This is a genomic window from Streptomyces sp. P5F9, assembly GCF_057961495.1.
On record NZ_JBXVPZ010000146.1, the window covers coordinates 1 to 20,875 of the forward strand.

At 70.9% G+C, this 20,875-nt stretch carries 20 protein-coding genes; 12 read left to right on the forward strand and 8 right to left on the reverse strand.

The features are described from left to right. Positions 1-533 precede the first annotated feature (533 nt). From serS to AC31A1_RS23305, 5 genes are all read left to right on the forward strand, one after another. A complete protein-coding gene (gene serS, locus AC31A1_RS23285) occupies positions 534-1,808 on the forward strand; it encodes a serine--tRNA ligase (RefSeq protein ID WP_489655170.1) in 1,275 nt (424 codons plus the stop codon). A 157-nt stretch (positions 1,809-1,965) separates the two neighbouring features. After that, positions 1,966-2,685 (forward strand): LPXTG cell wall anchor domain-containing protein, encoded by a 720-nt coding sequence (locus AC31A1_RS23290; RefSeq protein ID WP_489655171.1) that lies wholly within the window; start codon positions 1,966-1,968, stop codon positions 2,683-2,685. Between the two features lie 145 nt (positions 2,686-2,830). Beyond that, a complete protein-coding gene (locus tag AC31A1_RS23295) occupies positions 2,831-3,682 on the forward strand; it encodes a COG1470 family protein (protein ID WP_489655172.1) in 852 nt (283 codons plus the stop codon). Then, complete coding sequence (locus tag AC31A1_RS23300) at positions 3,679-4,797, forward strand: hypothetical protein (RefSeq protein ID WP_489655173.1); 1,119 nt, start codon at positions 3,679-3,681, stop codon at positions 4,795-4,797. Before AC31A1_RS23295 ends, AC31A1_RS23300 begins: the two co-directional genes overlap by 4 nt. Continuing rightward, on the forward strand, positions 4,794-6,122 hold the full coding sequence (locus AC31A1_RS23305) for a hypothetical protein (RefSeq protein ID WP_489655174.1): 1,329 nt from the start codon (positions 4,794-4,796) through the stop codon (positions 6,120-6,122). Before AC31A1_RS23300 ends, AC31A1_RS23305 begins: the two co-directional genes overlap by 4 nt. 712 nt (positions 6,123-6,834) lie before the next feature. On the opposite strand, the gene AC31A1_RS23310 is transcribed toward AC31A1_RS23305, so the two are convergent. After that, complete coding sequence (locus AC31A1_RS23310) at positions 6,835-8,331, reverse strand: oligopeptide:H+ symporter (RefSeq protein ID WP_489655175.1); 1,497 nt, start codon at positions 8,329-8,331, stop codon at positions 6,835-6,837. Between the two features lie 338 nt (positions 8,332-8,669). Here AC31A1_RS23310 and AC31A1_RS23315 point away from each other — a divergent pair, with 338 nt between their 5' ends. Next, complete coding sequence (locus AC31A1_RS23315) at positions 8,670-9,347, forward strand: response regulator transcription factor (RefSeq protein WP_174447603.1); 678 nt, start codon at positions 8,670-8,672, stop codon at positions 9,345-9,347. Between the two features lie 134 nt (positions 9,348-9,481). After that, positions 9,482-10,759 carry an ATP-binding protein gene (locus AC31A1_RS23320; RefSeq protein WP_489655176.1) on the forward strand — a complete coding sequence of 426 codons (1,278 nt, stop codon included), beginning with the start codon at positions 9,482-9,484 and terminating at the stop codon, positions 10,757-10,759. Positions 10,760-10,779: 20 nt separating this feature from the next. Here the strand turns inward: AC31A1_RS23320 and AC31A1_RS23325 are convergent, their stop codons facing one another. Then, on the reverse strand, positions 10,780-11,304 hold the full coding sequence (locus AC31A1_RS23325) for a GtrA family protein (protein ID WP_489655177.1): 525 nt from the start codon (positions 11,302-11,304) through the stop codon (positions 10,780-10,782). Between the two features lie 163 nt (positions 11,305-11,467). Here AC31A1_RS23325 and AC31A1_RS23330 point away from each other — a divergent pair, with 163 nt between their 5' ends. The 4 genes from AC31A1_RS23330 to AC31A1_RS23345 all read left to right on the forward strand — a co-directional run bounded on the left by AC31A1_RS23330 (position 11,468) and on the right by AC31A1_RS23345 (position 15,586). Continuing rightward, entirely contained in the window at positions 11,468-12,607 is a 1,140-nt protein-coding gene (locus tag AC31A1_RS23330) for a 5-(carboxyamino)imidazole ribonucleotide synthase (RefSeq protein ID WP_489655178.1), read from the forward strand. Then, positions 12,604-13,140, forward strand: a complete 537-nt coding sequence (gene purE, locus AC31A1_RS23335; RefSeq protein ID WP_489655179.1) for a 5-(carboxyamino)imidazole ribonucleotide mutase — start codon at positions 12,604-12,606, stop codon at positions 13,138-13,140. The genes AC31A1_RS23330 and purE overlap by 4 nt, the downstream gene beginning before the upstream one ends. A gap of 5 nt (positions 13,141-13,145) precedes the next feature. Next, positions 13,146-14,324 carry a dipeptidase gene (locus AC31A1_RS23340; protein ID WP_489655180.1) on the forward strand — a complete coding sequence of 393 codons (1,179 nt, stop codon included), beginning with the start codon at positions 13,146-13,148 and terminating at the stop codon, positions 14,322-14,324. Between the two features lie 119 nt (positions 14,325-14,443). Beyond that, on the forward strand, positions 14,444-15,586 hold the full coding sequence (locus AC31A1_RS23345; RefSeq protein WP_489655181.1) for a dipeptidase: 1,143 nt from the start codon (positions 14,444-14,446) through the stop codon (positions 15,584-15,586). Between the two features lie 10 nt (positions 15,587-15,596). On the opposite strand, the gene AC31A1_RS23350 is transcribed toward AC31A1_RS23345, so the two are convergent. Both AC31A1_RS23350 and AC31A1_RS23355 read right to left on the reverse strand, forming a co-directional pair. Beyond that, positions 15,597-15,980, reverse strand: a complete 384-nt coding sequence (locus AC31A1_RS23350) for a VOC family protein (protein ID WP_489655182.1) — start codon at positions 15,978-15,980, stop codon at positions 15,597-15,599. 34 nt (positions 15,981-16,014) lie between these two features. Further along, positions 16,015-16,392, reverse strand: a complete 378-nt coding sequence (locus tag AC31A1_RS23355) for a VOC family protein (RefSeq protein WP_489655183.1) — start codon at positions 16,390-16,392, stop codon at positions 16,015-16,017. An 84-nt stretch (positions 16,393-16,476) separates the two neighbouring features. Here AC31A1_RS23355 and AC31A1_RS23360 point away from each other — a divergent pair, with 84 nt between their 5' ends. Then, positions 16,477-16,995 (forward strand): CGNR zinc finger domain-containing protein, encoded by a 519-nt coding sequence (locus AC31A1_RS23360; protein ID WP_489655184.1) that lies wholly within the window; start codon positions 16,477-16,479, stop codon positions 16,993-16,995. On the opposite strand, the gene AC31A1_RS23365 is transcribed toward AC31A1_RS23360, so the two are convergent. The 4 genes from AC31A1_RS23365 to AC31A1_RS23380 form a co-directional block, all read right to left on the reverse strand. Continuing rightward, complete coding sequence (locus AC31A1_RS23365) at positions 16,992-17,705, reverse strand: cupredoxin domain-containing protein (RefSeq protein ID WP_489655185.1); 714 nt, start codon at positions 17,703-17,705, stop codon at positions 16,992-16,994. The two genes, AC31A1_RS23360 and AC31A1_RS23365, sit on opposite strands and share 4 nt — an antisense overlap. Continuing rightward, a complete protein-coding gene (locus AC31A1_RS23370) occupies positions 17,702-18,196 on the reverse strand; it encodes a hypothetical protein (RefSeq protein ID WP_489655186.1) in 495 nt (164 codons plus the stop codon). Before AC31A1_RS23370 ends, AC31A1_RS23365 begins: the two co-directional genes overlap by 4 nt. Positions 18,197-18,316: 120 nt before the next feature. After that, entirely contained in the window at positions 18,317-19,324 is a 1,008-nt protein-coding gene (locus AC31A1_RS23375; RefSeq protein ID WP_489655187.1) for a cupredoxin domain-containing protein, read from the reverse strand. A gap of 27 nt (positions 19,325-19,351) precedes the next feature. Further along, the gene (locus AC31A1_RS23380) at positions 19,352-20,719 is read right to left on the reverse strand and encodes a copper resistance CopC/CopD family protein (protein ID WP_489655188.1); all 1,368 of its coding nucleotides are present in this window, start codon (positions 20,717-20,719) and stop codon (positions 19,352-19,354) included. Between the last annotated feature and the right edge of the window lie 156 nt (positions 20,720-20,875).

Consider the following 20,875-nt stretch of genomic DNA (forward strand, 5'->3'; position numbering starts at 1 on the left):
GGCCGGTCGGGAAATTCGTTTCCCCGCCCCCCGGCCTGGCCCTACGCTCGTCCCCAACGCGCTGACGGAGACGAGTACCCCGGGTCCCGCGAGCCGAGAGAGCCGCCGACGCTGTGAAGGCGGCCTCGCACCCCGGGCGAATCCCCTCCCGAGCGCGGGGAGGAACGGCCCGTCGCTGTGACGGACCCCATGCCCCGCCGGCCGGCCCCCGTCATCGGGTCAGAACGAGACCGTTCTACGGCGGTACGCGACCGTTTCCACGGCCGTACAGCCCGCGACCGGTGAAGGCGTGGTGGCACCGCGAGCACCCTCTCGCCCACGCCCCGAGGGATCACCCCCGGGGCGATTTCTGTGCCCCGGCCGACGCGAGGCGAGCCGAAGGGGCGCGTCGGTGTCGAGAGGTCGAGCGCGCGGAGGCCCGAAGGGCTGAGCACGGTCGGGCTCTCGACACCGCCACGCGCCGGCAGGCGCATATCGAGCACAGCGGCGCCCCGGAGGTGAGCCGCGCCGATGTAGCGAACGGAGCACGCACGATGCTCGACGTCACCCTCATCCGACAGCAGCCCGAGCGGGTCCGCGAGGCCCTGCGCAAGCGGGCGGTGGACGCCGACCTCCCGGCTTTCCTCGCCCTGGACACCCGCTTCCGGGACACCCGTACGGCCGTGGAGCGGCTGCGCGGCGAGCGTAGGCGCATCTCGGCGGAGATCGCGGCCCACCGCAGGGCGGGCACCGCCGCCGACGACCTCCAGGCCACCGCCTCGACCCTGGCCGACCAGGTCACGAGGGACGAGGGCGAACTCGCCCAACTCGCGCGCGAACACCAGCAGTTCCTCGACGCCCTGCCCAACCTCCCCGACGAGGACGTGGTCGCGGGCGGCAAGGAGAACAACGAGGTCGTACGGGCCGTAGGCACTCCGACCCCCGTTTTCGCTCCTCGCGACCATGTCCGACTCGCCCGGGATCTGGGCCTGGTGGACTACCGACGGGGCACCGCCCTCGCCGGCAACGGCCACTGGATCTACCGGGGCGACGGCGCCGCACTGGAGTGGGCCCTGCTCAACCACTTCCTCGACAGCCACCGCCGCGCGGGCTACGAGTTCGTGCTGCCGCCGCATGTGCTGACCTACGAAGCGGGTTATACGGCGGGCCAGTTCCCGAAGTTCGCCGACGAGGTGTTCGTGGTGGAGGAGGGTGAGGGCGGGCGCCCGGAGCGGTTCCTGCTGCCCACCGCCGAGACCGCGCTGGTCAATCTGCACCGCGGGGAGACCCTCGACGAGGCCGAGCTGCCGCGCAAGTACGTGGCGTACACGCCCTGTTACCGCAAGGAGAGCGGCAGCCACCGCACCGCCGACCGGGGCACCCTGCGCGGCCACCAGTTCAACAAGGTCGAGCTGTTCCAGTTCGCGCGCCCCGCCGACTCGGATGCGGCCCAGCTCGAACTCCTCGCCCGCGCCGAGGAGTTGGTGGCCGGCCTCGGACTGCACTACCGGGTCACGAAACTCGCCGCCGGGGACACCAGCCCCGCCCAGGCGAAGACGTACGACGTGGAGGTCTGGCTGCCCAGCCTCGGCGCGTACACGGAGGTCAGCTCGGTGTCGAACGCCCGCGAGTACCAGGCCCGGCGCGGCGGCATCCGGTACCGCCCGGCGGGCGGCGGCAAGGCGGCGTACGTGCACACGCTCAACGCCTCGGGTCTGGCGACCAGCCGTCTCCTCCCCGCGATCCTCGAACAGCACCAGCAGGCCGACGGCACGGTCGTGGTGCCCGAGGTGCTGCGCCGCTGGGGCCTGCCCGACCTGCTCGGCTGACGCCCACCTCGGGTTACCTCCGGTCACCCCGTCCACGTGGCGACCTCTTCGCGCACGCCGGATCGTCACAACTCCGGCGTGCGTCTTGTCTTCCCTCCTCACGACCCCGGGCGTACCTTGACGGCCGATCTGATGTGCCGTCAGGAATGAGGGGACCGTGTCGTACCAGAAACGAACCGCAGCGCTCGCGTCCGTCGCGGCCCTGGCCGGCTCGGCGGTATTCATGGCCGCCCCCGCAGCCCGGGCCGACGTGGTCGACGTCAACTACAAGTGCCAGACGCCCATCGGCGTCAAGACCGCCGTCTCGCCGATCGACATCAAGGGTGTCAAGAGCGGCAGCGGCTACAAGCTCACCATGTCCTGGCAGAAGGGCGTCTCGTCCAGCCCCGTCGAACTCGGCAAGGGTGCGATGAACCCGAGCGCCACCATCAAGGTGGGCGGCGCGGACAGCGGCACCGTCTCGGTGTCGGGCCCCGCCAACCAGGCCGCGATCCCCGCCAACACCCCCATCAAAATCAACGACTTGACGGGCACGTACACCCCGAAGGCGTCCGGCAAGGTCACGTTCACGGCGGCCGTCCTCACCATCAAGGCCCTCGGTACGACGACCACGTGCACCCCCACCAACAGCCCCGGCCCGTCCCTCACGCTGGACGTCACGGCGGCGGGCGGTTCGTCGGGATCCAGTGGCTCGACGGGTACCAGCGGCACCACCGGCTCCGGCACCGGTACGGACTCCAGCGGCACGCTCCCGAAGACCGGTCCCGACGACTCGGTCATCGCCCTCGGCACGCTCGGCGGCACGGTCCTGCTCGCGGGCGCGGCGGGCACCCTGTGGCTGACCCGGCGCAACCAGACGGCCCGCGCCCGCCGCTAGGCGCTCCGCTGAAGTGCCGGGAAGTGCCGTCGATCGGCTGCGGCGCCGTCGTGGCTGGTCGCGCCCGCGCGGCGGAGCCGCAAAACGACACTGCCCCGCGCCCCTTCGGGGCGCTTCGCGCCGCACCTGTTCTATGGAGCCGCCCATGCTGTCAACCGCCCGCGTCCTGAGTCTGTCCCTCCTCGCCCTTCTGGCGGCCGCGCCGACCGCAACGGCCGCCGGGGGATGGACCGTTGCGCCCGCGGGCGGCGGACGCCCGACGTTCTACGCCGAGGGCGAGCCCGGCACGACCCTCCAGGACACGGTGTCCGTGACCAACCCGACCGGCCGCCCGGTCACGGTACGACTGCGGGCCACAGGCGTCCCGATCACCTTCGCCGACACGGGAGTCGGGGTCCCGGCCCGCACCCGAGCCGACATCCCCTTCACGGTGAACGTCCCGACGACCGCCGCCCCCGGCGACCGCACCGCCACGATCACCGCGCGCGACACGAAGGGCCGAGAGGCGACGGTACGGCTCCAACTCCGCATAGCCGGACCGGCGTTGTCGGCACTGACCATCGAACACGTAGCGGTCCACGGCAACGGCATCACCTACGAACTGGTCAACCGCGGCACCACACCCCTCACCCCGAACCTCACCGTCCACGCCACCGGCGTCTTCGGCACCCTCCTGGACCGCACCCCCCGCCCCCTCCCGGTCCAACTCCCGCCGGGCCGACGCCTGAAGCTCACCGAACCCTGGCCCGACCACCCCACCCTGGACGCGGTCGACCTACGCCTCACGGTCACGGCGACGGGCGGCGCCCACGACACGGCGGACGTGTCGACACGGTTCGTGCCGTGGGGAGCGGTGGCGGGGACCGGGGGTGCGCTGGCGGCCGGGTCGGCGCTGCTTCTCGTACGACTACGACGCCGTCGGCGCCGTACGGATGAAGGCGACGAGACGGCCGAACACCCGCGCACGGAGGCCGAGTTGACGGGAGCGGTGAGGTGAGCGGCAAGGTGCGGATTCCGGCGCTGGTGGCGGTGCTCGCGCTGCTTCTGCTGCCGGTGGCGGGGGCGACGTCCGCCGCGGCGGCGGGCGGTCCGAGTGTGAAGCTCTCCAAGTCGCAAGCGGGGACGGGTGGTTCGATCACCGTCTCCGGGAGCGGCTGGCGGCCGCACGCCCTGCTGATGATGCTGGTCTGCGGGCAGGCGACGCCCGCGCGCGGGGTGATCGGCGGCACCAACTCCTGTGCGAACGCGGACGGCAGAGCCGTCACGACGGACGCCAAGGGTGTCTTCAGCAAGAAGCTGCCGGTGTCCGAACCGCCGGTGCCGTGCCCGTGCGTGGTGCATGTGGCGACGGTGACGGGTGCGAGCGCGTCCGCGGACACGGTCTTCCAGGTGGCGGGCCACGCGATCGAACCACTGCCCGCGGAGTCGTCAGCCGGCCGTCTGTCGGTCCTCTCCGACACCCGGCTGGACGGTTCGAGCGGCCTGCTGACCTGGTTCGGGGCGCCACCGTCCCGCACGCTGGTCTTCACCGTCGGCAACGCCGGTTCGTCCCCCGTCAAGAACCCCGTGTTCCAAGTCGGCACCTCCCACGGGGTGTTCGCGCCGCAGTGGGACGACCAGCAGTTCGGCGGCACGATCGCGCCCGGCGGCAAGGCGGAGATCAAACTCCCCGTCGAACTCTCGGCCGGAGCGCACGGCGACTACACCGTCTCGATGAAGTACGGCGGCCGAGTACTCGCCGAACAGCCATGGGGAGTCGGCCGCCCCTGGGGCGTGACCCTGTTCTGGATCCTGGTCTGCGTGGTCGTACCGGCGGCGGTGTTCCGCGTCGGAATGGCCGTGGTGGACCGGCTACGGCCACGCAAGGCGGCCCGCAGCATGGGCCCGCCCCGGCACAGGGCCCTGCACATGCCCACCCAAGTCACCCTGCGCATGCCGAAGTTGGGCAGGGCGGCCGGCTCCCGGGAAGCAGCCGCGGCCGTCCCTACGACCTCGACCCTGCCGTGGTTCACCCCGGACTCCGATCCGGGCACGGCGGCCGGTCGACTCTCCGCACCGCACGACGACAGCCCGACGAGTCCGACGACTCCCACCAGGAAGGGACTTACGTGAGCAAGCGAAGGAGAGTCACACCGGCCGGCGGAGGCGGTGTACGGAGAGCGGGCGCGGCCACGTTCGCGCTGGTCCTCGGCGGTGCGGGCCTCGCGCTCGGCCTGACCGCCGGGACCGCGCAGGCCGCCGAGGTGTCCTACGCCACCCACTGCGTGCCGCCCGCCGGCATCGACCCGGTCGACGGCACCACCAAGGTCGAGATCACCGCGCCCGCCACGGCGAAGGTGGGCGACACGGTCGACGTCGTCTGGAAGTTCACCCAGGCCGCGTCCAAGAACCCCGACATCATCGACCTGCCCGCCAACTCGGTCCAGCCGTCCGGGATCTTGAAGGCGGGCGGCGCACAGACCGCCGACATCGCGATGCAGGGCCCGCGCACGAACCCGGCGATCCCCAAGGGCGCGGTGATGACCCTGTCCGACATGAAGGGCACGTTGAAGCTGACGACGGCGGGGTCGGTGACGCTGACACCGGACGCGTACACGGTCAACGCGTTCTCGACGGACACGAAGTGCACACCGACGGCGACGGGTTCGCCTTCGGCGACGATCAATGTGACGGCGGGTGACGGCAGTTCGTCCAGCACGTCCCCAACCCCATCGGACTCGACGTCGGCTTCCGCATCGGCATCGGCATCGGAGTCAGCGTCGCCAAGTGACTCCGCATCCGCGTCCGCCAGCGACGGCACCGGGACAGGCCAGACGGACTTCACCGGCAAGGAGGTCTCCGTCCCCTACGCGTGCAAGACGCCGATCGGCGACAAGAACGCGACCTCACCCGTCCAGATCAACGCCACGAAGAACGGCGGGAGTTACGACCTCACCGTGAAGTTCAACGGGTCGGTGATGGACAGCCCGGCAGACATCCCGGCGGACTCCGTGAAGCCGTCGATGGAGGTGGTCCTGGGCGGCGCAGACAAGGGCACGGTCCACGTGGAGGGCCCGACCAACTCCGCCGCCATCAAGTCCGGCGACCCGATAGAGATCCCAGACCTGACCGGCACATACAAACCGGGCGCGAGCGGTACGTCGACACTGTCCCCCGGCGTCCTGACGGTCAACGCCCTCGGCACGACGACGACTTGCACCCCCACGAAGTCGGAGGTCTCGCTGACCCTCGACACGACCGAACAGGCAAGCGGCGCATCAGGCGGCTCTTCAACATCAGGCGGTACGTCAACGTCGACATCCACCTCGGGAGGCTTGGCGGAAACCGGCTCGGACAGCCACGGAGGTCTGAAAGCACTCGGCCTCGTCTCCGGTACGGCAATCCTGCTCGGCGTGGCGGTGTTCACCTTCATGCCGGGGCGGAGGCGACTGCGCTGACAAGTACGGGTTGGCCGCCCGCTTCTTGGTCAGTGTCGGGATTGCGGGAGCCGAGTAAAGGGCGCTCCCTGCGGTCGCGTCGCCTGCGGCGATTGCGCTGCGCTTCACCCTTGACTCGTCTCCCGCAATCCCGTTTCAGAAGCGAGCGGGCGGCCCCGAGGGATGGGTGGCCAGGCAGGAATCCCGTCGGGTGGGCTGCGTTCTGGGCCGGGGTGAGGGAGCGCGCTGCCGTCTCGCCTGCACGCCGGGCCGGCTCAGCGGCCAGCGGCGGGTGGGTGGTTGCGGGAAGCCGGGGTCATTTCTAACCGGTCAAAGGTCGTCGAGGTGGTTAGATTTACCCCCGGCTTCCAGCGACCACCCACTCAGGGTTGGCCGCTGAGCCGAGGGGGCGTGCTGGCGAGACGCGGACGCGTCCCCTCCACACCGGTCGGCAGCACGGTTCAGGCAAGGGGATGGCTCCCTGGCCGCCCATTCCTCCGGGCCGCTCGCTTGCTTCTGAAACGGGCTGGAGCGGGCCTAGTCAAGGGTGGCCCGCAGGGCCATCGGCGTAGCCGACGCGACCGAAGGGAGCGCCCTTTACTCGGGCCGTGGAAGCACGACACTGGCCAAGAAGCGAGTGGCCCAACGGTCACTGGAAAGTGCCGGGGACGGGAAAGGGCCGCCGTACCCCGAAGGATCCGGCGGCCCTTTGTTGCGTTGCCGTAGACGAACGTCAGTGGACGTCGCCCATGAGTTCCCTGACCTTCTTGCGGTACATCCACACCGCCGCGCCCGCGAGGACCGCGAGGACGGCCTGGAGTGCGACGATGCCCGTCTTGTTCAGGTCGACGCCGGCGATGGACAGGAGGCCCGTCGTCGCGTCGCCTGCCGTCACCGCGAGGAACCAGACGCCCATCATCTGGGAGGCGTACTTCGCGGGGGCCATCTTCGTGGTGACGGAGAGGCCGACGGGGGAGAGGGTCAACTCGCCGACCGTCTGGACGAAGTAGATCGCCACGAGCCACATCGCCGCCGCCTTGTGACCGCCGTCGGCGATCGCGAGGGGGGCCAGGAAGAGGAAGAAGGACGCGCCGATGAGCACCAGGCCCATCGCGAACTTGGTCGCCGTGCTCGGCTCCTTGCCGCGGCGGGCCAGGGCCAGCCAGGCCCAGGCGAAGACCGGGGCCAGGGCCATGATGAGGACCGGGTTGACCGACTGGTACCAGGAGATGGGGAAGTTCCAGCCGAAGATGGTGTTCTTCGCGGAGGAGTCGGCGAACAGGGACACCGTCGAGCCACCCTGGTCGTAGATCATCCAGAACACGGCCGCGGCGATGAAGAACCAGATGTACGCGGACATCTTCGACTGCTCGGCCCGGTCGAGGTCCTTGTCGCGCTTGATGCGGGCGATGACCAGGACGGGGATCAGCAGGCCGGCGATGGTGATCGGGACCAGCAGCCAGTTCAGCGTGTAGTGGCCGGAGAAGCCGACGATCGCGTAGAAGACGACGGCGACGGCCGCCCACAGGCCCGACTTGCGCAGCGTGGCCGCCTTCTCCTCGGCGGACAGCGGCGTGGGGACGATGTCCGAGCGGGAGCTGAGGTGACGCGTGCCGATCAGGTACTGGGCGAGGCCGATGGCCATGCCGACCGCGGCGAGTGCGAAGCCGAGGTGCCAGTTGTAGTTCTCTCCGACGGTGCCGATCATCAGCGGTGCGGCGAAGGCTCCGATGTTGATGCCGATGTAGAAGAGCGTGAAGCCGCCGTCACGGCGCGGGTCGTCCGGGCCCTCGTAGAGGTGGCCGACCATCGTGGAGATGTTGGCCTTGAGGAGACCTGAGCCGATCGCCACCAGGCCGAGGCCGGCGAAGAACGTGCCCGAGGACGGGAGGGCCAGGGTGAGGTGGCCGAGCATGATGATCACGCCGGCGACGGCGACCGTCTTGCGCGGGCCGAGGACGCGGTCCGCGAACCAGCCGCCGGGGAGGGCGAGCAGGTACACGAGCGACAGGTACACCGAGTAGATCGCGGTCGCGGTGGCCGCGCTCATGTGCAGGCCGCCCGGTGCCACCAGGTACAGCGGGAGCAGTGCCTTCATGCCGTAGTAGGAGAATCGCTCCCACATCTCGGTCATGAAGAGAGTGGCCAGTCCGCGGGGGTGGCCGAAGAAGGTCTTCTCGGAACCGGGGGTGCCCGGAGTCACCGAGTCCTTCGTCAGGCTGGACGCCATGGTCGTTCCTTGCTGGTGGGGGGGAGGCTGGCAGCGGGCCAGCCCGCACACAAAAGAGACCTTCAGCTGGAAATGCTCGCCAAAGGTCCCCGGTGCTACTACAGGCGGTCAGGTCACCATACGGCAGGACACCGCCGGAAATGGAAGGACTTGAGACATCGATCACAGGGATAAGTGGAACCGTGGTCGATCTTTCGAAGGTGGATACAAGGATGGCATCCCACAGACACAGGTTCGGACCAGATTCTTCACCGCTGCGAATCCGACTTGCCCCAAGGTAAGAATCACTCGTGGCGATCACACCCCGACCGCTGTCCGAGGCGGACTACCATCACCTCATGACCCGTGTACTGCTCGCCGAGGACGACGCGTCCATCTCGGAGCCGCTGGCCCGCGCTTTGCGACGGGAAGGTTACGAGGTCGAGGTGCGCGAGGACGGACCGACAGCGCTCGACGCCGGCATCCAGGGCGGCATCGACCTGTGTGTCCTGGACCTGGGCCTGCCCGGCATGGACGGCCTGGAAGTGGCCCGCCGACTGCGCGCCGAGGGCCACACCGTCCCCATCCTCATCCTGACCGCGCGCGCCGACGAGGTGGACACCGTCGTCGGCCTCGACGCGGGCGCCGACGACTACGTCACCAAACCCTTCCGGCTCGCCGAGCTGCTCGCCCGCGTCCGGGCCCTGCTCCGGCGCGGTGCGGCCGAGCCCGCGCAGCCGCCCGCCACGCACGGCGTCCGTATCGACGTCGAGTCCCACCGCGCGTGGATGGGCGACGAGGAACTCCAGCTCACCGCCAAGGAGTTCGACCTGCTGCGGGTGCTCGTGCGGGATGCCGGGCGGGTGGTGACTCGTGACCAGTTGATGCGCGAGGTGTGGGACACGACGTGGTGGTCGTCGACCAAGACCCTCGACATGCACATCTCCTGGCTGCGGAAGAAGCTCGGTGACGATGCGGCTAACCCCCGGTACATCGCGACGGTGCGGGGTGTGGGTTTCCGGTTCGAAAAGAGCTAGGTCGGCTACGCGCGTTGCGCCTGCGCCGCGGGTGGCTCGTGTGGTGTGCGCGACCGGCCGTTGTGTAGGGCTGGTCGCGCCGTTCCCCGCGCCCCTTTCGGGGCGCTGTTAGTCGCCGTTTCTCGGAGAGTGCCGTGCGTCGTCGTCTTATTCAGTCCACGCTCGCCGTGGTGCTCGTCGTGATCGCTGTCTTTGGTGTGTCTCTTGTCATCGTGGAGACGCGCACGATCAGCAACAGCGCCCAGGAACGTGTGGATTCCGAGGCGCTCAGGCTGGCCAGCATCGTGGACAGCCGGATTCTCGGGGCGGAGATCGTCGACTCCGAGGTGCTGCGTACGCAGGTCACGGAGGACCGGTACGCCGTGATCCGCATCCCCGGTGACCCGGTGATCGCGGTCGGCACCAAGCCGGCCGGTGACGTCATCCGCTCCACCGCCAAGGGCGAGGAGGGCGAGACGGTCACCGTGGAGGAGCCGCGGTCGACCGTCACCCGGGAGGTCGGGCGGACGCTGCTGATCATCGGCGCCGTCGCCCTGCTCGCCGTGGTCGCCGCCGTACTGCTCGCCGTACGGCAGGCCAACCGGCTCGCCTCGCCGCTCACCGACCTCGCGGAGACCGCGGAGCGGCTCGGTTCCGGGGACCCGCGGCCCCGGCACAAGCGGTACAGCGTCCCCGAGTTGGACCGGGTCGCCGACGTCCTCGACTCCTCTGCCGAGCGCATCGCCCGCATGCTCACCGCCGAGCGACGGCTGGCCGCCGATGCCTCACACCAGTTGCGTACGCCGCTGACCGCGCTGTCCATGCGGCTGGAGGAGATCACCCTCACCGACGACCCGGACACGGTGAAGGAGGAGGCGACGATCGCGCTGACGCAGGTCGAGCGGCTCACCGACGTCGTGGAGCGGCTGCTGACGAACGCGCGTGACCCCCGTACCGGCTCCGCCGTCACCTTCGACCTCGACGAGGTCATCCAGCAGCAGCTCGCCGAGTGGCGCCCCGCCTACCGCAGCGAGGGCCGCGCGATCGTCAGCTCGGGCAAGCGGCATCTCCAGGCCGTCGGCACCCCGGGGGCGGTGGCGCAAGTGCTGGCCGCGCTGATCGAGAACTCCCTCATGCACGGAGGCGGCACGGTCGCCCTGCGCACCCGCGTCACCGGCAACCAGGCCGTCGTGGAAGTCACGGATGAGGGGCCCGGGGTCCCTACGGACCTCGGTGCGCGCATCTTCGAGCGGACGATCAGCGGCCGTAACTCCACCGGGATCGGGCTGGCCGTCGCCCGGGATCTCGCGGAGGCGGACGGCGGGCGGCTGGAGATGCTGCAGGCGCAGCCGCCGGTGTTCGGGCTGTTCCTGTCGCGTACGCCGCCGACGAAGCGGCTGCCGGTGGACGACGACGAGCCCACGGTCCGCTAGGGGCCGGGGGAGTGGGCTGTTCAGCTCACGTGCTGCTTGGGGCGGGGCAGCGGCTCACGCTGGGGCTCGATGAGGGGAGCCTCCGCCTTCGCGAGCGGTTCCTCGCCCTCGTCCTCCACCGGCAGCGCCTTGAACACCCAGCTGCGGTACGACCAGAAGCGGAACAGCGTCGCGATGCCGATGCCGAGCACCTTGAAGATGTTGCGCTGAAGCGAGCTGTCCCAGCCGAAGCCGTAGATCGCGGCGAACAGGATGCCGTTCTCGATCACCAGGCCGACCAGGCTGAACGCCAGGAACAGGCTCAGTTCCTTGGTGCGGGCGCTCTTGTCGCGGTCACGGTAGGTGAAGTACCGGAAGCCCACGTAGTTGCACGCGATGGCGACGATCGTCGCGATCACGTTGGCGCGCACGGCCTGCAGGCTGGTCAGATGCCACAGCAGGTTGGAGACCGCGAAGTTCACCACGGTGCCCACCACGCCCACCGCGCCGAACTTGGCGACCTCGCGGGCGAGCCGTTTGAAAGGCCCTTCGGAACCAGGCTCCATGGTTGTGCAGGCCCCCGTCTTCTCGGATTCTCGACCCAGCCATGCTAACCACCCCTTTCCCCCGGCGCCCGTGAAGCCGCTCACAGGTCGGGAAGAGACCCGGAAAAGAACGGTAAGAGGTACGGAAATCAGGCCGCCGTGGCGTGACCGATACCCTGGGGGAGTGACGTTCCCGGTAGTCGGCATGGTCGGCGGGGGGCAGCTCGCTCGTATGACACACGAGGCGGGCATCCCGCTCGGCATCAAATTCAAGCTCCTCAGTGACACCCCTCAGGATTCCGCGGCGCAGGTCGTCGGCGATGTCGTCATCGGCGACTACCGCGACCTCGACACGCTGCGTGACTTCGCGCGGGGCTGCGACGTGATCACCTTCGATCACGAACACGTACCCACCGAGCATCTGCGCGCCCTGGAGGCGGACGGCATCCCCGTGCGCCCCGGCCCGGACGCGCTCGTGCACGCCCAGGACAAGGGCGTGATGCGCGCGAAGCTCGTCGAGATCGGGGTGCCGTGCCCGCGGCACCGGATCGTGCGCGATCCGGTGGATGTCGTCGCGTTCGCGGCCGAGGGGGACGGTTTCCCCGTCGTCCTCAAGACCGTCCGCGGCGGCTACGACGGCAAGGGCGTGTGGGTCGTCGACTCCGCGGAGGAGGCCGCCGAGCCGTTCCGCGCCGGCGTCCCCGTGCTCGCCGAGGAGAAGGTCGACTTCGTGCGGGAGCTGGCGGCGAACGTCGTACGGTCCCCGCACGGGCAGGCCGTCGCCTATCCCGTCGTAGAGTCCCAGCAGGTCAACGGCGTCTGTGACACCGTCATCGCGCCCGCTCCCGACCTCGACGAGTCGCTCGCGCTCCAGGCCGAGGAGATGGCGCTGCGCATCGCCAAGGAACTCGGTGTCGTCGGCCACCTCGCCGTCGAGCTGTTCCAGACCCGCGACGGTCGCATCCTCGTCAACGAACTCGCCATGCGCCCGCACAACTCCGGTCACTGGACCCAGGACGGCGCGATCACCAGCCAGTTCGCCAACCACCTCCGCGCGGTCCTCGACCTCCCGCTGGGTGACCCGCGCAAACGTGACACATGGACGGTCATGTGTAACGTTCTCGGCGGCGACTACCCGGACATGTACTCCGCGTACCTGCACTGCATGGCCCGCGACCCGCGGCTGAAGATCCACATGTACGGCAAGGACGTGAAGCCCGGCCGCAAGGTGGGCCACGTCAACACCTACGGCGACGACCTGGACGACGTCCTGGACCGCGCGCGTCACGCAGCCGGCTATCTGAGAGGCACGATCACCGAATGAGCTCCGTCGCAGGACCCGTCGTAGGAATCGTCATGGGGTCGGACTCCGACTGGTCCGTCATGGAGGCCGCCGGGAAGGCCCTCGACGAGTTCGAGATCGCGTACGAGGTCGACGTCCTCTCCGCGCACCGCATGCCCCGCGAGATGATCACGTACGGCGAGCGGGCCGACGGCCGCGGCCTCAAGGTGATCATCGCGGGCGCGGGCGGCGCCGCCCACCTTCCCGGCATGCTCGCCTCGGTGACCCCGCTGCCGGTGATCGGCGTCCCCGTGCCGCTGAAGTACCTGGACGGCATGGACTCGCTGCTGTCCATCGTGCAGATGCCGGCCGGTGTCCCCGTCGCCACCGTCTCGGTCGCCGGCGCGCGCAACGCGGGTCTGCTCGCCGCCCGCATCCTGGCCACACACGACGACGAACTCCTCGTCCGCATGCGGGAGTTCCAGCAGGAGCTGAACGACCAGGCCACCGAGAAGGGCAAGCGCCTGCGCGCCAAGGCCGAGGGCTCCGGCAGCGGCTTCGGCTTCGGGAAGTGATGGCGATGACGTCACTGGACCAGGCCCGGGAGCTGCTCCGCGAGTTCCCGGTCGTCGACGGGCACAACGACCTGCCCTGGGCGCTGCGCAAGCAGGTCGCCTACGACCTGGACGCCCGCGACATCGCCGTCCACCAGAACGCCCATCTGCACACCGACATCCCACGCCTGCGCGAGGGCGGCGTCGGCGCGCAGTACTGGTCGGTGTACGTGCGCTCGGACCTGCCCGACCCGGTGCCGACGACGCTCGAACAGATCGACTGCGTACGGCAGTTGCTCGCCCGCTACCCGCAGGACCTGGCGCCCGCGCTGACCGCCGCGGACATGGAGGCGGCGCGCGGAGAAGGCCGTATCGCCTCCCTCATGGGTGCGGAGGGCGGGCACTCCATCGCCAGCTCCCTCGGCACACTGCGGGGGTTGTACGCGCTCGGCGTCCGCTACATGACGCTCACCCACAACGACAACGTGGCGTGGGCGGACTCGGCGACGGACGAGCCGGGGGTCGGCGGCCTGTCGGCGTTCGGCCGTGAGGTCGTGCGGGAGATGAACCGCGAGGGCATGCTCGTCGACCTCTCGCACGTGGCGGCGACGACCATGCGCGACGCGCTGGACACGTCGACGGCCCCGGTGATCTTCTCCCACTCGTCGGCGAGGGCGGTCTGTGATCACCCGCGCAACATCCCGGACGACGTGCTGGAGCGGCTGCCCGGCAACGGCGGCATGGCGATGGTGACGTTCGTGCCGAAGTTCGTGCTCCAGGCCGCCGTCGACTGGACGGCCGCGGCCGACGACAACATGCGCGCGCACGGTCTGCACCACCTGGAGACCACCGAAGAGGCGATGAAGGTGCACCACGCCTTCGAGGAGCTCCACCCACGCCCGGTCGCCACCGTCTCCACGGTCGCCGACCACCTCGACCACATGCGCGAGGTCGCGGGCGTCGACCACCTCGGCATCGGCGGCGACTACGACGGCACGGCCTTCACCCCCGACGGCCTGAACGACGTCTCCGGTTACCCGAACCTCATCGCGGAACTGCTCGACCGCGGCTGGTCCAAGGCCGACCTGGCCAAGCTGACCTGGAAGAACGCGGTACGGGTGCTGGGCGCGGCGGAGGACGTGGCACGCGGGATCCAGGCGACACGGGGGCCGTCGAACGCGACGATCGAGTCGCTGGACGGCTGACCGGCGCGGCGCGGGAGCGCCCACTCCCGCGCCGTACCCCGAACGCCCCGCCCACCGGGTGGCCCTCTTGCGGGCGTGCGACGGTGACCGTACTGCCGTAACGACGTACGGAGCCCGCCATGGCCGACCTCCAGGACCAACTGCACGCGCCGACCGAGGTCGGCGAGCTCGACGCCTTGGTCCACGAGCCCTTCCCCGGCGGGCCCTTCCCGCCGGACACCGCGGAACCGTACGACCCCGTCTCCGACCCGGCCGCGGCCCCGCTGGAGCGCGCGCACGCCATCCTCGCCGCGCACCCGGTCGCGGACGGCTACAGCGGGCTGCCGTGGGCGCTGCGGCACCTGCCGTGGTTCGACCTGGAGCTGGGGGAGAGTTCCGTGGACACGGATGTGCCGCGGCTGCGCGAGGGGCATGTCGGCGCGCTGTTCTGGTCGCTGCACCTGCCCGAGGGGCTGGCCGGGGACCGGGCGGTCGGCGCCACTCTGGAGCAGCTCGACCTCGTGAACACGGTGGTCCGCGCCCACCCCGAGGGGCTGCGCCTGGCGTACACCGCCGGCGAGACCACCGACGTGCGCCACTGCGGCCGTATCGCCGTGCTGCTCGGCCCCGCCGGAGCCGCCGCGCTCGGCGACTCCCTGGGCATCCTGCGCTCCCTGCACGCGCTGGGTCTACGGGTCCTCACGCTGTCCGGGGTGTCCTGGGCGAGCGAGGCCGGGCTGACCCGGTTCGGCGAGGAGGTCGTGCGCGAGATGAACCGCCTCGGCGTGCTCGCCGACCTCTCCGGCGCCTCCGACGGCACGATCCGCCGCACCCTCGCGGTCTCGAAGGCGCCGGTGCTGTTCGCCCGCTCCGCCGCCCGCACGCTGCGCCCGCACCCGGCGAACCTCTCCGACGAACTCCTCGCCGCGGTCGGCGCCGCCAAGGGCCTGTGCATGGTGCCGCTCACCGCCGAGCAGACCGGGCCGTCCGTCCGGGACGTCGCCGACCACCTCGATCACGTCCACGAGATCGCGGGCCCCGAGTGCGTCGCCCTGTCCGGCACCTACGACGCCGGTACGGCCCACCCGCAGGACCTCGCCGACGCCTCCTGCTACCCGAACCTCATCGCCGAACTCCTCCACCGCGGCTGGTCCGAGCCCGACCTCGCCCTGCTCAGCTGGGGCAACGTCCAACGCGCCCTGCGCAGCGCCGACTTCACGGCCCGCGCCGCACAGCAGCGCCGCGAGCCGTCGACGGCGAAGATCGCCGAGCTGGACAGTTAGCGCACAGGACCTACGGGTGGTCGATCCGGCAGAAGCAGAAAGGATGCCCTGCCGGATCGGCGTACACCCGGAAGTCCTCCTTGTCCTCCTGGTGCAACGGCCGCGCGCCGAGCGCCAGCGCCTTCGCCTCCGCGACCTCCAGTTCCTCCCAGGTGGGCCCGGAGTCGAAGTCGAGATGGAGCTGCTGCGGCCGGTCCGCGCGCGGCCACTGGGGCGGGGTGTAGTCCGCCACCCGCTGGAAGGCGAGCCGGGGCCCGTCCGGAATGTCGAGGACGACCCACTCGTCGTGGGCGACGTGGGGCGTGCCGCCGAGAATCCCGGCGTAGAACTCGGCGAGCGCGAGCGGGTCGGGGCAGTCGAGCACGGTGGAACGGAAACGTGCCACGGCAGTCACGGTGATCTCCCTGGTGTCGGCGGTGTCGGCGGTCTCAGCAGGCGCAGAGACAGAACGGGTGCCCCGCCGGGTCGGCGTACACACGCCATGTGCGCGAGCGGTCCTCGGTGTCCAGCGGCGTCGCGCCCAGCGCCAGTACGTCCTTCTCGGCCGCGTCCAGGTCCGTGACGGTCAGGTCGAGATGGAACTGCTGGGAGCCGCCGGGCGCGGGCCACTTGGGCGGTACGTGTCCGGGGGCCTTCTGGAACGCCAGTGTCCGCCCGCCCGGCAGCTTCAGGTCCACCCAGTCGCCGCCGTCCTCGTCCTCGACGGTGCCGCCCAGGATCCCGGCGTAGAACGCGGCGAGCGCGCGCGGACCGGGACAGTCCAGGACGACGGCACCCAGCTCGGCGACGGGGGTGGGGTCGGTCATGACGGGCTCCTTCGTGTTACCTATATGCGGCGTCAGCCGGTAACGGTTACCTCATGGTCCCGCACAGGAGGTAACGTCGCAAGCATGAGTGAGAGAGTTCCCGCGCCCGGCGACCTGGCCCTGATCGAGGCCCTGGTGAACACGCTGGACATCGAGGCGGGAGCCGACGCGCTCGACACCGAGGACGGCCGGACCCCCTTCGGACTCACCGCACACCAGGTCCCGTACGCCCGTGAACTCCGCGAGTCCCTGCGTGCCACCCTGCTCGCCCACGCGGGCCACCCCGCGCACCAGGACGTGACCCCGCTCGGTGAACTCCTCGCACGGGCCCCGCTGTTGATCGAACTCGACGCCCACGACGGCTCCGCCCGCCTCACCCCCGCCGACGCGGAACCCCTGCTCTCCCGAGTGGCGGCAGCGATCGCCGGATCACTGATCGAGGGCACCTGGCCCCGCCTCAAGGCATGCGAGGCCCCGACCTGCCACTGGGCGTACTACGACCGCAGCCCGGCCGGCCGGGGCCGCTGGTGCTCGATGGCGGTCTGCGGGGCGCGCGCGAAGATGCGGACGTACCGCGCCCGGCAGGCCGGAGAGACGTCCTAGCCCTTCGCCTCGCCCCCGCCCGCCTGCGCGGCCCGCGACCCCACCAGCAGCAGACACATGACGGCCACTCCCGCGACCAGCCCGGCCAGCACCAGCAGCGGATCCAGCGGACGGGACGTCGAAGCGGCCTGCTGGGCCTGCCCGGCCTGCGGTGCGGCCGTCGTGGGCGCCGGTGCGGCCGCCGCCGCGGTGGAGGTCGGTGAGGCGGCCGGCATCGACATCGCGTGGGACGGGGACGAGGTGTGCGCGGGCGTCCTCGCCGCGACGGTCCGGCTCGGCACGGTCGGGTGCCGCTGCCCCGACCCGGACGACGAGCCGCTGTGCTCGTGCGCCGTGGGGGCCGCGGAGGTCGCCGGTGCCGCCGCCTTCACCACCATCCGGGCCGTCATGTCCGGGTGGACGGTGCAGACATAGCCGTACGATCCGGCCGTCGTGAACGTGAAGCTCCAGCTCTGGCCCTTGCTGAGCATGGGGGAGTGGATCGCGACCGGACCCGACGTGGTCTTCACGTCGTGCGGGGCGGTGTCCTCGTTGGTCCAGGTCACTGTGGTGCCGGCCGTGATCGTCAGGGCCGCGGGCGAGAAGGCGTACCCCTTCATCAGCACGTGGTACGACGCGGCCGACGCCTGCCCGGCGGGCAGCATCAGCAGACCGAGGAGGGCGAGTACGGCGGCCGCGACACCGCAGGCCGCCCGTCCGGCCGCCCTCACGCGAACTCCGCGGCGACCAGCAGCCGCAGCCGGGTGGCGGGGCGGCCGGCCCGGAATCCCGTGGCGCGGCGCAGCAGCCGGTACGGCAGCGTGGCCGTACCCACCACGAGCAGCCGGTCGTCCGCGTGCTCGACGACGCGCAGCCGGAGGAGGACGGGGAAGGCGGTCCCGTCGATGTCGAGGTCGGCGCTGAGCTGAAGTCGACGACCGCCGGCGAGGGGTTTCACCTCCTCGGAGACAAGCCGGGCCGTGAGGTGCGGATCGTCGAACTCGAAGCGGAACGACGGGTGTCCGGAGGAGTCCGGCACGGTGAGGGACGCGTCGGCGAGGGCGATGCGGCGGCGCAGCGTGGGCAACGGGCCGTACCAGCCGGTGAGTTCGACGAGCGAGCGGCCGGGCGCCACCGTGTAGTCGCCGGGCAAGGGCAGGCGACGTGTGCCGGTAGGTGACTCCGGTGGGGGCGGGACGGTGGGGAGAGTGACGGTTGTCATCCAGGTCTCCTGTGAAAGCGGTTCCGGAGTGGTGGTGAACGCGTGGAGAATGAGCGGGCGCCGGTCCGGCCGACTGAGCCTCGGCCGGACCGGCGCGTCCTTCTCTCGTCGCGGACCGCGTCAGCAGCTGCCGGTGACGAAGTCCTCGGTGGGCGTGAGCAGTTGCTCGGCCCAGACCGTGTGCATCTTCACGTAGCCGTCGACGTCGAGCAGATCGGTGATCTGCTGTCCGAGCGACTCCTCCAGGTGTGCCTTGTTGATGTGGTTGAGGAGCACGCTGAGCGTGCTGTCGAGGACCGTGCCCCCGCCGTCGGTGACGGGCTTGAGGATCGTCTCGACCCACACCGTGTGCATCTTGATGTAGGAGTCGAGGGCGAGCGCGTCCTGCACCTGCTGGGCCGGAGAGCGTTCCAGGTGCGCGGTGTTGATGTGCTGGAGGATCGGCAGGAGCACGTCCTGGACGCTGGTGCACTGGGTGGTGTCACCGCCGCCGTCGGAGCCGGTCGGGGTCGCGGTCGGCGTGGCCGTGGCGGTGGGTGTGGCTGTCGGCATGGGCATGCCCGTGGGGCCGGCGGTGGGTGTGGCGGTAGGCGTGGGGGTCGGCGTCGTACCGCCCGAGCCGCCGCCCGTGCCGCCGCCGCTGTCGTCCGCGACGACCTTCACCGACGCCACCATGTCCGGGTGCACGGCGCAGTAGTACTCGTACGTCCCGGCCTTGGTGAACGTGTACGACCACGAGTCGCCCTGGTTCAGGGTGCCGGAGTCGAACTTCACCGGAGCCTTCGTCGTGGTGACCGTGTGCGGGGCGGTGTCCTTGTTGGTCCACCGGACGGTCTGGCCGACCTTGACGACGAGCTGCTTTCCGTCGCCGAACGTGTAGTTCGAGATGTCGACCTGGTAGTCCGGCGTGGCGGCCGCCGCCGACTGCACCTCGGCCGCGGCGGCTGCGGGCGCCTGAGCCGCGCCCGCAGCCGACGTGTCCGAGCTGCCGGCGCTGCCCGCGGCGGCCTGCAACAGCCCCAGGCTGAGCACGGCCGCGAGGGCGGCGCCGAGCCCGGCGACCAGCAGGGCCCGGTTGCCGGCCGGTGAGCGGCGCCGCCGGTCACCGGTCTCTTCAGTGCGTTTCAAAGCAACTCCTTTGTTCCATGGGGGAGTTCAGCGGCCGGGATCGGCCGTGACCAGCAGACTCGTCACGACGAGCACGACGAGGACGAGCCCCGTCTCCGCCGCGACCGAGTAGCCGAAGGGCCGCACGGTGGCGGCGTCGCCGCGCAGCAGCACGGCGAGATCGAGACGCGTCCGCGTCCACTGGCGGCTGCACCAGGCGGCGGCCAGCACGACGGCGAGGACGCCCGTCTTGAGCAGCAGCAGATGCCCGTACGAGGTGTGCAGCAGGGCGTCGTAGGACCCCACGATCTGCCAGGCGAGCACCAGGCCGGCGGCGACGATCGCCGTCACGCTCACGGCGGCCAGCTTCGAGTAGCCGGGTACCACGGCGGCCAGTTCGCCCGGCTCGCGGCGCGGCAGCACGGCCACCGTGAGCATGACGAGCCCGCCGATCCAGAGGGAGACGCCGAGCAGGTGGACGAGATCGGCGACCGCGCCCCAACTGGGCTCGGTGCCCTCGGAGTTGTGGCCCGCCATACCGGTCGCCCGCAGCAGCCCGAGGGCCACCGCACCGGCCCCGACCCGCCAGCCGGGCGAGCGGGCGGTCCGCGCGCCGCCCTGCAACAGAGCCGCCAGCACCACGGAAGCGAGCACCCACAACAGGCCCCGGGCGGCGAGCGCGAGACCGGGCCCGGTGGTGAGGACGTCGGCGTACGTCGCCGGGCGCAGCGCGTCCCGCAGACCGCCGAGCGCGGTGTACGCGCCCTGAAGTCCGAGGCTCGCCACGGTCGACAACAGCCCGCATGTCCAGGCCAGTCCGAGCAGCACCCGCGCCCGCGGTTCGCCCGCGCCACGCGGCCACAGCAGCGCGACGAAGGCGAGCCCGCCCACGAACAGGGCCAGCGACAGATAACCGGTCCAGCGAGCGGCGACGAGACCCTTCCGCACCGAGGGGGACGGTGCGGGTGCGGCCGTGGTCTCGCCGCCGCTGTCCTGGGCGTCCGGCGCGGTCGTCGCGGTCGTCGCGGTCTTCGCGCCGATACCGAAGGTCAGCCGGCCGGAGGAGGCGTGGCCGTCCTCCTCATCGATCACGGACCAGGTGACCGCGAGGGTGTTCCCGGTCGCGCGGGGAAGCGCGACCCGCACCGTGGCACTGCTCCTGCCCGGCACCCGGGTCACGGGCAGCCGGTCGCCGTCCAGGGTCATGACGCGTACGTCCGCCAGGTCGACCGGCTCGTCGAAGAGGAGGGTGAGGTCGTCGGGGGCCTTCGCCAACCGGGCGCTGTCCTTGGGGGTGGAGCGGACCAGTTCGGTGTGGGCGGCGGCGGGGGTGGTGGTGAGCAGACCGAGGAGGACGGCGGAGAACAGGACCAGGAGAACGCGGCGGACGGTCGGCACGGCGGGCACGGTCGTCATGGGGTGGCCTCCGGCGACGGGGACGCGGACGGTGCCGCCGCGGCGCCCAGCAGACCGTCGAGCGGGGCGAGTCCGACGCACGGCGAGGGCTGCGCGGTGGGCTCTTCGGCGTCCGCGCCGTCGAGGACGCCGAAGAGGGACTGGGTGAGGCCGGTG